This is a genomic window from Epilithonimonas sp. JDS, assembly GCF_021261315.1.
Classification (GTDB): domain Bacteria; phylum Bacteroidota; class Bacteroidia; order Flavobacteriales; family Weeksellaceae; genus Epilithonimonas.
Genome location: NZ_JAJSAX010000008.1, coordinates 14,240 through 29,288, shown reverse-complemented (window position 1 = coordinate 29,288; position 15,049 = coordinate 14,240). Strand labels below are relative to the sequence as shown.

The window sequence follows — 15,049 nt, the reverse complement described above, 5'->3', positions numbered from 1 at the left end:
AAAAAACATAAAAAATGTTAAACATTGCTATTCTAAGAATAATTGTTTGAATTCGATAGTTAATTAACTATTTGATTGATAGATTTTTAAATTAATAATAAAATTTATTTCCGACTCAGTTTAATTTTAAACAAGTCTTCACAAAGCATACTAAAACGGCTGATTCCATTTTAAATATATCACAAATTTTACGTTTGTTATTTAATTATTTATCAATATTAATCGTGTATTAACTTAAAATTAACAAAAAAGTATTTTTAAAAAAGATATTCGTTAAGCTTAAATAAAATTTATATTAACTTTGCAATCAGACATAAAAAATTAAAATATGAGTTGTGGATGCAAAACATCCGGCGATTCTTCCCACTCTTGCGGTACGAAGAGTGCCAGTGGGTGCAGTAGTGTAGATACTTGTGGCAATAGTTATAAATTAAGTGTTTTTGACTGGCTTTCCGACGTTAATCCTTCGGGTTCAAAAAGTTCAGAATATGTGGAAGTCCGTTTTAAAAACGAACGTAAATTATATTATAGAAACGTCAACAACCTGCCTTTACATATAGGAAGTATCATTGCTGTAGAATCCAGCCCGGGTCACGATATAGGTGTAGTAAGTCTTTCAGGAGAACTGGTGAAAATCCAGATGAAGAAGAAAAATGTACACACAGATAGTATACAAAAGGTGTATCGCCTTGCGAATCAAAAAGATGTGGAAACCTGGCAAGACCTTAGAAATAAGGAAAATGCCATCAAGGTAGACGCGCGTAAAATTGCTTACGGTCTAAATCTTGAAATGAAGATTACAGACGTTGAATATCAGGGAGATGGCTCAAAAGTTACTTTTTATTACACAGCAGATAATCGAATTGATTTCCGTGTACTGATTAAAGAATATGCTTCGACTTTCCGGACGAAGATTGATATGAAGCAAATCGGCTTCCGTCAGGAATCTGCAAAAGTCGGTGGAATTGGATCTTGTGGCCGTGAACTTTGCTGTTCTACCTGGCTGACGGATTTCCGTTCCGTGAACACCAATGCAGCGAGATATCAGCAGCTGAGCATCAATCCTCAAAAATTAGCAGGACAATGCGGAAAACTGAAGTGTTGTCTTAATTATGAATTAGATACTTATCTTGATGTTTTAAGAGATTTCCCATCATCCAGCACCGTTCTGAATACTGAAAAAGGAAGAGCGTTCTGCATCAAAATCGATGTTTTCAAAAAGAAAATGTGGTTTGCCTACGTAGAAAACTCTATGGCTTGGTTTGATATCGATATTTATGAAGTCCAAAAGATGATTGCCATCAACAAAAAAGGCGAGAAGTCTAAGGCTTTGGAAGATGTGAAAGTGGTGGAAAACCGTATGGTAACTTCCGATTTGATCCAGGAAAACAGTATGGATCGTTTCGAAAAGAAGAACAAAAAACCGCGACCAAACAACAACAATAGAGATCGAAACAATCCTAGACAGCCTGACAACCGGTCTTCAAGACCACAATCGGATAATAAAAATCCGAGACAGGCAGACAACAGAAACCGTCCGAATGATCAAAAGCCGGTAGAAAATAAAGGTGGAGAAACGAAAGCTCAACCAGCTAATAATCAAAATGCTGGGAATAAAAATCCAAGGCAATCTGATAACAGAAACCGACCAAATGAGCAGAAGCCTGTAGAAAACAGAGCAGCTAGTCAGAATGGTCAGCCAGCAGATGGACAGCCTGCGGATAATAAAACGCACAAAAAACCGTTCAAAAAACCGAAAAAGAAATTTCCGCCGAAAAATGAAGGTAATGCTTAGATCGATCGTCGTTTTTATATTATTTTTATCCGTGATTTCTTGTCAAAACGAAAATGAAAAAGTTTTTGTGAATGACATCAATAATCAATGGAAAAAGAAAGACATCCAGACTATTGATTTTGACATTAATGATGCTCAGAATCAGAAAAATCTGCTTTTTGTCGTTCGGAATAATAATGATTATCCTTACAGCAATCTGAGGCTGATCGCAAGTATTGAACAAAGTAAAAAAAAGATCTCAACCGACACGCTCAATTTTGTATTGGCAAAACCAAACGGCGAGTGGATTGGAACGGGTTTCGGAGATACCAAAGAGATCATTTTTCAGTACAAACTGAATTATAAATTTCCGCAAAACGGTAAATATTCTGTCAAAATCACTCAGGCGATGAGAAAAGATGTTTTGCCGGGAATAGAAGATATAGGAATTAAAATTCAAAACTTAAAGCCATAATTTATTAATGGAAAATAAGAAAACTGAACATAAAACTTTTCCTCTGCCAGACAAGAAAAAAGCAAAATCCGGCATCAGAAAATGGATCAAGATTATCTGGGTCGCATTCTTTGCTGTCGTTTTAGGAATTTCGGGATTATTTTTTGCTGTTTCCCAAGGTTTTGTGGGAGATATGCCGGATGTGAAGGAACTCGAAAATCCTGATATATATGTTGCATCGGAGATTTATTCTTCGGATAATGTACTTTTGGGAAAATTCGAAAAGGAAAAGACCAAACCGGTAACTTACAAACAGTTGCCGCCATTTTTGGTGTATGCACTGCAGGCAAAAGAAGATGAGCGTTTCAAAGAACATTCGGGAATTGATCTTAAATCTATTCTGAGAGCGATCCGTTTTGGAGGCGAGAGAGGTGGAGGTTCTACCATTACACAGCAGCTTGCAAAGCTATTGTTTACCGGAAATGCATCTCAAAACAAAATTGAAAGAGCTTTCCAGAAACTGAAAGAGTGGAGCGTTGCCGTGAGCTTGGAAAAACGTTATACTAAAGAAGAAATCGTTGCTTTGTACTTCAACAAAATGGATTTTCTTTTCAATGCAAAAGGAATCGAAATGGCGTCCAGAGTTTATTTTAATAAATCGACAAGCCAGTTGACTTTGCCGGAAGCTGCAACTTTTGTAGCAATGCTGGAAGCACCAAGACGAAACAATCCGTACAGAAATCCTGAGAAAGCGAAAGTTCGTAGAGACGTTGTGTTGAAGCAGATGCTGGACACAGGTTATATCGATAATTCGACGTATGAAAAAGCAGTTTCAACACCTGTTGTTGTAGATTTCCACGAAATCGAAACGGTAGAGGATGGCTTTTCTTCTTATTATAAATTTTACCTGAGAAAAGAAATTCAGCAATATCTTGAAACTTACGAAAAGGAAACAGGAAAAGAGCTGAATCTTTACAAAAATGGATTAAAGATTTATGTAACATTAGATTCCAGAATGCAAAAATATGCTGAAGAGGCGATCAAAGAGCATTTGACAGATCTTCAGAGAAGCTTTGATGGTGAAATGAGACGTAATTCAAACAGACCTTATTATTTCCTTTCAAAACCGGATATTAATAAGCTGATGATGTCTTCTGTACGAAGAACTGGCAGATACAAACAGCTGAAGGCCGAAGGAATGTCTGAGGATTCTATAATGCTGGATTTCCATAAACCTGTTAAAATGTCAAGATTTACCTGGCAGGGCGAGGAGGAAGTAGAAATGTCACCTTGGGATTCTATCCGCTATCACAAGCAGATTGCACAGGCTGGACTTATGTCTATGGAACCTGCAACCGGCGATATCAAAGCTTGGGTTGGAGGGATCAACTGGCAGCATTTCCAATACGATCACGTGAAACAAGGGAAACGTCAGGTAGGATCTACTTTCAAACCTTTCGTTTATGCAACAGCAATTATGCATCTTGGGATGACGCCTTGCTCCGCAGTTTCCAATGCAAGTTTTAACAAAGGATCTTATCATGTTCCGGGAAGAGGTGGAATGCTGACGTTGAAAAATGCATTGGCTCAATCCCAAAACCCTGTCGCACTGCGACTGGCAGAGATGTCCGGAACGCAAAATGTAATACAAACGGCTAGAGATCTTGGGGTAACGACAGATATTTCCACTAGTTTGCCAATGGCATTAGGAACTTCAGATATTACAATCTACGAAATGCTGGGAGCTTACAGTACATTTGCCAACTTTGGAAACTACACCAAACCGGAAATGATCTGGAGAATTGAAGATGCCAACGGACGCGTGATCAAAGAAGTGAAACCAGTTGTGAAAGAAGTGATGAACGAAATGTACGCCTACACAATGATCGATCTGATGAAAGGTGTGGCAGAATTCGGAACTGCTTCTGGTGAACTCAGAAGACGTGGAATTCCTGCGACAACAGAGATTGCAGGTAAAACGGGAACCACACAGAACAACTCCGACGGTTGGTTTATGGGAATCGTTCCGAAACTGGCAACCGGAGTCTGGGTAGGCTGGGAAGACAGAGCAACCCACTTCTACAGTACTGGTGAAGGACAGGGAGCGAAAATGGGTCTTCCAATCTGGGCTATTTTTATGAAGAAAGTCTTTGCAAACAAAGCTTTGAATATCCTTCCGGATGAGAAATTCATCAAACCTGCCAATTGGACAGGAAGCTGTTCCGACCTTAATAATTTAAGAAATGGCTACGGTGATGAAGGCGGATTGCAGTCGATAGACGAGCTCAAAAATCCAACTCAGATTGTACCGGAAAAACCCGTGAAGAAAGAGGATCGTTCCAATGAAGCTCTTAATTCCGGAGAAGATATAGATTTTAACAAATAAAAAATACAACCCACATTTCTGATGTGGGTTTTTTATACAAATGAAACTCAATCTCATTACTCAGAAATTCACCCAATTATTTCCGGGCGATTTTTCAGAAAATACGATGCAGAGACAAACACCCGATGTGATGTTTTGCTCTGTAAAACCTGCTGAATTTGATACAACAGAACTGATTGATTTTAATGAAAAATTATCAGAAGACATTGGACTTGGAAAGCTTGAAAATAATGAGGATTTCCTTGCTGCTCAACATCTTCCCGAAAACGTAAAAACTTATGCTACAGCTTATGCCGGACATCAGTTTGGAAATTGGGCAGGGCAGTTGGGCGACGGCAGAGCAATCTACGCTGGCGAAATCCAAAACGGAAACAGACAGACCGAAATCCAGTGGAAAGGAGCGGGCGCAACACCTTACTCAAGAAACGCAGACGGGAGAGCAGTTTTACGTTCCTCGATCCGGGAATATCTAATGAGTGAAGCCATGTTTCATCTTGGCGTTCCGACAACCAGAGCTTTGAGTCTTGCTAAAACCGGAGAAGATGTCATTAGAGATATTCAGTATTCCGGAAATCCTCAGAAGGAGCAGGGCGCAGTTGTGGTGAGAACTGCCGAATCTTTTCTTAGGTTTGGTCATTTTGAATTGTTGTCTGCAAGAAAACAGGATGATCTTTTAAAACAATTAGCAGATTACACGGTTGAGAATTTCTTTCCCGAAGTTTCCTTAGAAAATAATCCAAGTAAATACATCGATTGGTTTCAAGCCATTTGCGACAGAACTTTGAAAATGATTATCGATTGGTATCGCGTCGGATTTGTACACGGAGTTATGAATACGGATAATATGTCGGTTCTCGGCTTGACGATAGATTACGGACCATATTCTATGATGGACGGCTATGATCTGGAGTTCACGCCAAACACAACCGATTTGCCGGGAAGACGTTACGCTTTTGGGAAGCAAGGTCAGATTTCGCATTGGAACTTGGCGACGTTTGCGAACGCTATTTTTCCTTTAATTGATAATGCTGAGGTTTTGGAAAAAATTCTGGACAATTTCGGGAAACAATTTTGGGTAAAACATGACCAAATGTTAGCGGATAAATTCGGTTTCGATGAGGTTTTGAAAGAAGATGAAAAGTTCTTCACAGAATGGCAGCAGATGATGCAGGATTTAACTTTAGACTATACCTTATTTTTCCAACAAATTGAAAAACCGATTTCCGAAATTAAAACCGACGATTTCAAAGATTCTTTTTATAGAAATCTTAATGAAAATGAGTTGAAAAAATTATTGAACTTCATCGAAAAATATCATACGAGAAAACTTAGAAATAAGATATCGGAAAGTGATTCTTTAGATTTAATGTCCAAAACAAATCCGAAATTCATCCTTAGAAATTATCTCTTATTCGAAGCTATTCAGGATGCGGAAAACGGAAATTATGAGATGTTTTTCAAACTGAAAAAAGCTTTGGAAAATCCTTACGAAAACCTATATCCAGAATTTAACAAAAAGAGACCTTCAAAATATGATAATCAGACGGGAAGCAGCCAGTTGTCTTGTAGTTCGTAAATATTTCTTAAACAACAATATTTAAGTCATATCTCACATTTCTACCTTCTCCCTGTTGCAGTAAAATTCCCTTAACTGTCAAATCCTGCAAGTCACGTGTGGCTGTAGCCCGGGAGGATTTGGTAATGGAAACATATTTTTTAGAAGTCATTCCACCTTCGAAACCGGAAATCTCAAAAATTTTCATAATTGCTTTGATTTGTCTCTCATTCATTTGGGACTTGTGCCGATCCAAAAATCTGGTTTTATTGAGAGTCGTCCATATCGTTTGCTTTGCTTGTTTTTGAGCATCCAAAATTGCAGAGGAAAAATAGAAAATCCAATCGGTAATTTCCAACGATCTTTGAGCAGATTTCAATGTATTGTAATATTGCTTCTTATCTTTTTCGATAGTGCTGGACAGACTCATCAAAATAGGTCTTCCAAAAGATTCCGAAAGACATTTTTCGGAGATTGCTCTGCCGATTCTTCCGTTTCCATCTTCAAAAGGATGAATCGTTTCGAAATACAAATGGCATATGGCAGTTTTAAGAAGAATATTCCTAATGTCATTTGTAGAGACTTCAAAACCATTGTACCATCTGATGAAATTTGACATCTCATTTGGTATTTGGTTGGATGGAGGTGCTTCGAAATGAACAATTTCTCTTCCCAACGCGCCAGAAACAATTTGCATTGGTTCTTTCCCAGCTCGGTATTCTCCAGCATTAATGTAAGGTGTATGCTTCATTAACAAAAAATGCCAATTTTTTAGAAGTGCTTCAGATAATTCATTTTTGTAGAAGTTTCTTACCTCAATCATAAGAGAAGCTATACCTTGAGTTTTTTTGTCTCTGATTTGTGGTAAAGCATCCGCAAATCCCAATTGCTTTTTAAGGGAAGACATCACATCTTGTCTGCTGAAAAACTCGCCCTCAATCTCCGAAGTTTTGATAGCTTCAGAAATCATAAATTCCAAAATGGTCTCTTGCTGAATTGTCTCTGGTAATGAATCCGTCAAGCCTTTCATTTCGCCTGTTTCAATGGCAAAATCTATAACTAATGAGTCTAATATAGAATCATCGTACGTAAAATTTGCCCAATCTGGAAATTGCCAATTGTAAGTCATGAGGAGATAAAAACATTTAATTGCCTCAAATGTAATAAAATTTTGAGGCAATTATCGCTATTAATTGCCTCAAAACGATTTTTATTTAAATTAAGTTTTATTTGATCGCTATTCCTGTCAGAATTAATCTTAAGTTTTAAGGATAAGATTTATTTTTGCAAAAATATCCCAAGTTTGAAACTATTGAACAAAATTTTATCCTTCCTGAAAATCGTTTTTCCATCTACAAAAACTGAAACCTTTATCTTTCTGTTTTTCGTGATTGTTTACGGCGCCAATGCGTGGTTCATTGCCGATAATTTCAGTATTATCTACGACGACAGAATTCCGTGGGACGGTTATTTTAGTTTTGATAACAGAGCGATTGTCCAGACTGGAGGCGGTTTCGAGAGACATCCATTGTCCAATTATTTCTTTGATGTGATTCGGGATTTTGCGTTGTGGATTTCGGGGAATCATTACAATTCGGCTTTCAGATTAGTTTTGGCGCTATTGTCAACTTTGGTTGTCAGTTTAGCGAATGTTCAGATCTTCAAATATCTTAATAATATCATCAGACTTCCGCTGAAAATCAGTTTGTTAATTTTAGGTTTCTACGGATTGTTTGTGACGAATATTCTTTTGTCTTTCACGCCGGAAACTTACACTTACACTTTGCTTTTCCTTTCGTTTTTCAATTATTATTCAGCGAAAAAAATTCAGGAGGAAAAGACGGTTTCATTTGCCGCTACGATCCTCGGTTCGGTTTTTATCGGCGGACTCACGATCACCAATATCGTCAAAGTTTACATTCCGTTTTTGTTTGAAAAGAAAATTTTCTGGAACTGGAAAAAAATCGGAATTGCAGTTTCAAAGATTGCAGTTTCAATCGGTGTTTTTGCTTTTCTGTTTTTATTGAGACTGGATTTTAATTTCCAGAATTTCCTCAACAAGACAGAAGAACAGTACGACAAATTCTCCAAACCGAAAGTGACGCCGCTTTGGGATATGATTTCCTCGTGGTTTTTCGGTGGCAATATTCTCTTTTCCAATTATGAGATCAGAAATTATCACAACAAAGACAAAACATTCTACTACAAAGCTTTGTTCATGGATGTTTATTCGTCCGTCGTTCCTTACATTTTCATCGGAATTATTTTGTTAATGATTATCTGGAGCGTGTTCAAAAATTATAAAAATAAGCTTGTTTGGGTTCTGGTTATTTCACTTTTTGTTGATATCATCATTCATTGTGTTCTGAAATTCGGACTTCATACATCCTACATTTACGGCGGACATTTTGTTTTTGTCTTTCCATTGCTGATCGGCTGGCTGTTTTTCAGTTTAAAAGAGAAGACGCTGCCAATCACTTATTTATATGGGATTTTAATGATCTTAACCGTTTATCTCGGCGTCAATAATTTTTACCGAATGTCAGAATTCTATCAATTCTTAGAAACTTATTACCAATAAAAAAAGCGATTCAGATATTTCTGAATCGCATTTTAAATATAAATTAAAAGGATTAGTTCTTGATAATTTTCTTCGTTACGGGTTTCCCGTTTTCCGGTTCAATTTTCAGGAAGTAAACACCATCATTAAGGTTTGAAATATTGATGCTTGATCTGTTTTCTGTTGTCAATAAAACCTGTCCTGCTGCATTATATAAACTCGCTTTGAATTTCGAAACGTTTTTATCCAATTTTATATTAATGAAATTCTGTGTCGGATTCGGGTAAACACTGATTCCGTTTTTCAGATTTTCAAAATCAGAATTTCCTAATGTTTCCAGGCTGATTTCATCTTTTAAAATTCCCAAAGATTGTGAAGTCAGATAAACTTCCACATTTTTATCATCAACAAAACGAACTGCACCGGCAATTACGATCGTATTAAAATAACTGGTTGATGCTTTTTCCGTCCACGTATTTCCATTGTTGCTTGTGTACATTACTTTTGGAAGCGTGTCAAGATAAGAATAGCCGATTCCCACGATTTGTCCATTCTGTTTTGTGGAATGTTCTACTTTCTGCACCATTCCGTTGTAAATCTTAGTCCAGTTGTTTCCACCGTCAAGAGATGTGTAGATCCCGTTGGATGCTGCGATGGTATATTGGTTCATATTCAATGGATTCTGAATCAGTTCCAAAGCGATGTTTGGTAAGGTAAGATCTTGTAATCCATTTGTGATTTCTGTCCAGTCAGTTCCGCCGTTTGTCGTTTTGAAGATTCTGTTGCCTACAGTTACAAGAACTTCATTCGGATTAGTTTTACTGGATTTGATTCCGTAAATATAATCTGCATCATAAGGCAGCATCATAAAATCCATCTGAACATCATCCGGATTTGCAAAATTTACTTTAATCAAAGATGCAGTTTCTCCGTTGAAAGTCGCCAGCCACGCAATATTCGGATTGGAAGAATCTGTTTCTGCTGCCGTAAATCCTGTATCGTAAGTGGTAAAAATCGGCGTTTTGTTCACACCATAATCATTACTCACATTGATGGTGTTTCCCATAAAAGAAGAATCATAAGTGTAAACTCTTCCCGGATAATCTTTATCTGTGTGTACCAATCCGATCTGGCCACTCATCGGACTTTCATTCAATGGGAAAACGTTGATTGGTGTTTCTTCATTGGTTTCCAGATTCTTAACGGTATATCCATATTGAACGCCGTACATTAATTTGTCGGTTCCGTTGTCATTGAAGATATTCAGATTTCCCATCCCTTCAAAGAATGGATTTTTGATGCTTGTCAACGTAACGCCTTTGTCTGTCGATATTTTCGGATAACGGTTGCTGGCAATCATCACTTCGTTAGCATTAAAAGGATTAAAAGCCGCACCAATTCCGTAAAAATAAGAATGTCCATCATTCAATCCGTCGTGTGGCGTAGTTGTCCAGCTAGTTCCGCCATTGGTTGTAACGGCAACTCTGTCATCAGCCAAAACCAAAACGTGATTGCTGTTATTTGGATTAATATGAATTTTCGGAACGTTTTTCAAACCAAAACTACTGTCCGACCACGTGATTTGTGTCTGTTCTGTCCAGGTTGCGCCACCGTCAATCGATTTGTAAACCGCTTCGTGCTGATCCAGATAAGTCCAGAGAACACCTGTCCCAACATAGATAACATTGCTGTTATTTGGATCGATGTCCATAGACTGAAGGATAAGTCCGTTCAGAGTTTCTGTCCACGTTGCGCCGCCGTCAGTCGATTTGAAGAAACCGCCGTCCTCATTTCCTGCACCGCCATTTCTCACGATGTATAGATTTTGAGGGTTTTTAGGATCCATCATTGCGTCATTTAAGATGACACTTTCGTGATCGGTTCCGTCATAGACTTTGGTCCAGGAATCTCCGCTGTTGTTTGTTTTAAAGAATTTGTCTTGATCGCCGCTTGTTAAGATGGTCGCAGTAGTCATATTTCCATCATCAAGAAGAGAATAATTTTTAATAGAAAAAACGGCTTCGTCTAATGGAATCTTAATTTCTTTAATGATCGATTTTGATTGCAAATCGAAAACAGCAACCTTGTTCAATGTGCTCCCACCGCCATAATATTCGATAAAACTTAATGCGGTTCCGTTGTTTGTAAGACGCATTTCCTGAATTGCCGGTGCCCATTCCGGATCCGGAAGTGTGAAAAGTACATTCCAGGTTGCTCCATTATCAGTAGAAACTACTATGTGCGAACCGATATAAGTGGTTGCGTAGATTTTGTTGGGAGTTGTTTTGTCGTAAGCAAAATTCCGCATCCTTCCATAGTCCTTATTTCCTGCAAAACCCACTTGCGAAAAGTAAAGCTGTACGAACAGGATGAAAAATAAAGTAAAAGTTGTTTTCTTCATATCAAATTAGAATTAATTGTTGCACAAATATATTTTTGTATTTGCAGCAGCTATTGTAATTGACAGGAATAAACAGGACTTATTAAGAAAAAACGTGACATTTGTCTATATGCTCGATAAATACGCATATAAATCATTGGAATTTTCCAGATTCAGTTTTTTGGAAATTCTTTCTTTTCGCTTTCTGCAGGCTTCAATGGTGATATTGAATATAGAAGCGATCTCTTTCGTAGAGAGATTCATATAGACGTAAGAAATGTATCTGATGTCATTTAAAGTCAGATCATTATGTTTTTCTTTTAGCGATTTGATGAACTTGCTGTTGATCTCCTGGAAGTGGTTGAGGAAATCGTCGCCGTTGTCTTCTTTTGAGAGAACTTCTTTCAGTTGATCCAATTGTTTTGCTAATAAAGGATTTGTCAGCATTTCCGGTCGCTCTTTCAAACGAAGAATGTAATCTTCAATTTTATCATTTTTCTGAGCCAGATGAATGGCGTTGGCGGCAAGCTGTCGGTTTTTATTTTCGAGTTCGTTTTTCAGTTTTTCTTTTTCTAATAACGCATCGGTTTCTTTTTCTTTAATCTGCTTTTCAAGAAGCAAAGCATAGTTTTCCTTGTTCTTAAGTTCCAAAGCAGTGATTTGCTCATTCTGCTCAGCAAGTCTTCTTTTTTGTCTGTTTTTAAGCAAATAACCGCGAAATAGCCAAAGAATCAAAGCCAAAACTGCAATCCAAAATCCGATGATGTAGAATTTTAATTTTTTCTCATTAACCAGTTCTTTCTGAGAATCCTGAAGTTTCAGCTTAATCTCACTATTCTGATACATCGCCTGATTCTGAATCGCATTGAGTGAATCTTTGACCACAAGCACAGAATCCTTGTATTGAAGCGACTTTCGGTAATCGCCTTCTGCAAAATAATTATCGGAAAACCGGTTGTAAATATCCGTCATATTGCTGTAGTTCAGATTTTCTTTCTGAGCCTGTTTAATCAATGCAAGCGATTTTTCCGCAACTTTCTGATCTTCATAGACTTTGGACAAAATCAAAAGAGCAGAAACTTTATGATCGTTGTATTCCGGTGTATTCAGCTTATTAATCAATGGATTGAGTATCGAAAGTGTTTTTGTGTAATCTTTCCTTTCCATTGCATTTTTGGCTTCAGCAATATCCAGCGCTCTCTGAATATCCAATTTTGCAATAGGTCTCGCAACGGAAATGTAATACGAAGCTTTGTCCAGATCTTTCGTCGTGTTGTACAGGTCGGCAAGATTTCCGGCGTATAAGGCGATTCCAATCGTATCTTTATTTGTGATTGCGAGATCGTAAGCTCTTTTTTGATGCTTTTCGGATTCTTTATATTTTCCCTGCCGGAGATAAACAAGCGCAATGTTGTTGAGAACAGTCATTTCTTTATCCTTGTTCAGGTGTTTCAAAGCGATGGTGTAGGCTTCTAGATAATAATCCAATGCCTCGCTGTAATCCAGCATTTGATAATAATTCAGCCCGATGCAATTGGTGGCGATGAATTGCTGCTGATACCAATTATTTTGTTCCGCTAAACTTCTTGCTTCTGTAAATAATTCTAATGAAGTGGTATGTTTTTTCTGATATAATGCATCTATTCCTTTCGAGATCAACTCTTCGCAGCGCTTTTTTGAAGTGTCATTTTGTAACACCGAAAGCAAAACGATAATAGAGAACAGAAATTTCATACGGAAATAAGCGATAACTGATTACACAGTAAAATTAATTAAATTATTAATCTGATTAAAATTAAAGCTTTAGAATTAAGACATAAAAAAACCGGAACTGAATCCGGTTTATGTTATTATTTAGCTTCGACACAAAAAACAGCGTAAGGAATCACCATCGCCGATGGATAGACGCGCTTGATGTTTCGAAGATCGTCTGCCGCACTTTGTTTGGAGAAGTAACTTCCGGCAAGGATTTTATAATTAGGCCTTAGCGAAGCATCTTTCTCTACTTTCAGATTTCTGAAGTTATTTCGGAATTCTGAACTGATTCTTGAGGCTTCTTCATTGCTTTTTACGACAACAACCTGAATCTTGAAACCCATAATCTTCGGATTTTTTCTGCAGATTTCAGCATTTGTAAGTTCTCTGTTGGCTACCAAAATCTTTGGTGGCGCTTTTACAGAACTGTCTCCGGAGCGGTTGCAATTGCCTTCCACTTTTTCCAAAGCATCATTTATACGTTCGTCCAGAGAGAAGGAAAGCTCGGTTCCGGAGAGGGTGTCTTTCTTCACAATGTATTGAGCATCAATTTGGTAAAAAGAAAATACCGTTGCGATTATGAAAAGCTTAAGCAGATTGTTCATTTAATATTTATTTTAGGCAAATTTAAAATAAATTGAATGAAACGCAAACCCTGTTATTTAGAACAATTACAAATTAATTGGATTTGACAAAAAGCATCCGATAAGGTCGTCTTAATTTTTGTTAAAGTGCTATTTTTGCGGAATTGAATGTAAACAGTCAATAGAATTTACTAACCCAAGATTATATAAATGATTAGTTGGAGAAAGCATTACAAAAAGGGTCTGATAGCAATTAGTTTATTGTTGTCAACCGGCGCTTCCGTTTATGCACAAGGCGATCCGAAAAAAGGACAGGAGCTTTTCAAAGCGAACTGTACAGCTTGTCACGCTTTGGACAAAAAAGTTGTAGGGCCTGCACTTGGCGGTGTTGTTGAGAAAGTCAAAAAAGATGGTCAAGATGTTGACTGGCTTCACAAGTGGATCACGAACAATGAGAAACTGAGAGCGTCAGGCGATGCATACGCAAACAAGATCTATGAAGAAAATGGAAAAGTTGCGATGCAGGTATTCGAAGGGAAACTTTCTGATCAGGATATCGATGATATCTTGGAGTACACAACTAATCCTCCAAAGGAAGAGCCGGCAGCTGACGATAAAGCAGCCGCAGGTGCTACTGATACTACAGCAGCCATCGAAGCTCAAAAAGCACAACAGCTTAATTCTAAAATTGTGATTGCAGCATTGATTGCAATTGCAGGTTTATTGTTCTGGTTGTTGATCAAAATCCGTCAATTAGTTAAACTACAGCAGACTCCGGAATTATCAGATCTTAATTCTACAAGAGTAACTTCTTTCTCGGCGTTGTATGAAAAATACAGCTATGTTGGAAAAGGACTTGTTGCTTTGCTGGCACTGTTTGCGGTTTACGGCGTTTGGAACTGGTTGATGTGGATTGGTGTTTATAAAGGATATGCTCCTGAGCAGCCAATTTATTTCTCTCACAAAATCCACGCAGGCGAAAACAAAATCGACTGTCAGCTTTGTCACTCCGGTGCAAAATATGGTAAAGTTTCTGAGATTCCTTCTCTTAATGTTTGTATGAACTGTCACCGTTCTATTTCTGAGTACAAAGGAAAATACCTTGAGCCAGGAAAAGACAGAGAGTTCTACACAGGCGAGATTCAGAAAATCTATCAACACGTAGGATGGGATGCTGATAAACAGGCTTACACTGGTAAAACAGAACCTGTAGAATGGACAAGAATCCACAATATGCCGGATTTTGTGTACTTCAATCACTCTCAGCACGTTGTAGCCGGTGAGCAGGCGATCATTAATTCATTTAATGCTAAACAAATAGATGCAGCCAACAAAATTGATGTGGTTTGTAAAGCTTGTCACGGAAAAATTGATACGATGAACGTGGTTCAGATGGCAAACAACTTCACAATGGGATGGTGTATAGAATGTCACAGAACTACAGAAGTAGATATGAACAACGGTTATAATAAAGAATACTTCAAAAATCTGCATGATAAGTTGAAAAAACAATATGGTGAAGGAAGTAAGATCACTGTAGATGCAATTGGAGGTCTTGAGTGTGGTAAATGTCATTATTAATAACAAAAATTAGAAGTATA

10 protein-coding genes are annotated in these 15,049 nt (G+C 37.6%); 6 read left to right on the top strand and 4 right to left on the bottom strand.

The features are described 5' to 3' along the window. Nucleotides 1–328: 328 nt before the first annotated feature. The 4 genes from ricT to LUD75_RS16945 are packed head-to-tail and all read left to right on the top strand — an operon-like array spanning nucleotide 329 to nucleotide 6,190. Nucleotides 329–1,795: a regulatory iron-sulfur-containing complex subunit RicT gene (ricT, locus tag LUD75_RS16960; RefSeq protein ID WP_232707000.1), complete on the top strand. Its 1,467-nt coding sequence runs from the start codon at nucleotides 329–331 to the stop codon at nucleotides 1,793–1,795. Further along, nucleotides 1,788–2,249 (top strand): gliding motility lipoprotein GldH, encoded by a 462-nt coding sequence (locus LUD75_RS16955; protein WP_232706999.1) that lies wholly within the window; start codon nucleotides 1,788–1,790, stop codon nucleotides 2,247–2,249. The genes ricT and LUD75_RS16955 overlap by 8 nt, the downstream gene beginning before the upstream one ends. A gap of 7 nt (nucleotides 2,250–2,256) precedes the next feature. After that, a complete protein-coding gene (locus LUD75_RS16950) occupies nucleotides 2,257–4,614 on the top strand; it encodes a transglycosylase domain-containing protein (RefSeq protein WP_232706998.1) in 2,358 nt (785 codons plus the stop codon). Nucleotides 4,615–4,654: 40 nt separating this feature from the next. Continuing rightward, entirely contained in the window at nucleotides 4,655–6,190 is a 1,536-nt protein-coding gene (locus LUD75_RS16945; protein ID WP_232706997.1) for a protein adenylyltransferase SelO family protein, read from the top strand. Between the two features lie 7 nt (nucleotides 6,191–6,197). On the opposite strand, the gene LUD75_RS16940 is transcribed toward LUD75_RS16945, so the two are convergent. Beyond that, nucleotides 6,198–7,298, bottom strand: coding sequence for a DUF4172 domain-containing protein (locus LUD75_RS16940; protein WP_232706996.1), 1,101 nt, complete (start codon nucleotides 7,296–7,298; stop codon nucleotides 6,198–6,200). Nucleotides 7,299–7,481: 183 nt separating this feature from the next. Between LUD75_RS16940 and LUD75_RS16935 the strand changes: the two genes are divergently transcribed. Then, complete coding sequence (locus tag LUD75_RS16935) at nucleotides 7,482–8,750, top strand: DUF6080 domain-containing protein (RefSeq protein ID WP_232706995.1); 1,269 nt, start codon at nucleotides 7,482–7,484, stop codon at nucleotides 8,748–8,750. 52 nt (nucleotides 8,751–8,802) lie between these two features. On the opposite strand, the gene LUD75_RS16930 is transcribed toward LUD75_RS16935, so the two are convergent. From LUD75_RS16930 to LUD75_RS16920, 3 genes are all read right to left on the bottom strand, one after another. Next, complete coding sequence (locus LUD75_RS16930; protein ID WP_232706994.1) at nucleotides 8,803–11,130, bottom strand: T9SS type A sorting domain-containing protein; 2,328 nt, start codon at nucleotides 11,128–11,130, stop codon at nucleotides 8,803–8,805. Between the two features lie 105 nt (nucleotides 11,131–11,235). Then, nucleotides 11,236–12,843, bottom strand: coding sequence for a tetratricopeptide repeat protein (locus LUD75_RS16925; protein ID WP_232706993.1), 1,608 nt, complete (start codon nucleotides 12,841–12,843; stop codon nucleotides 11,236–11,238). Between the two features lie 116 nt (nucleotides 12,844–12,959). After that, entirely contained in the window at nucleotides 12,960–13,469 is a 510-nt protein-coding gene (locus tag LUD75_RS16920) for an SPOR domain-containing protein (protein ID WP_232706992.1), read from the bottom strand. A 189-nt stretch (nucleotides 13,470–13,658) separates the two neighbouring features. Here LUD75_RS16920 and LUD75_RS16915 point away from each other — a divergent pair, with 189 nt between their 5' ends. Further along, the gene (locus LUD75_RS16915) at nucleotides 13,659–15,029 is read left to right on the top strand and encodes a c-type cytochrome (RefSeq protein WP_232706991.1); all 1,371 of its coding nucleotides are present in this window, start codon (nucleotides 13,659–13,661) and stop codon (nucleotides 15,027–15,029) included. The last annotated feature ends 20 nt before the right edge of the window (nucleotides 15,030–15,049 follow it).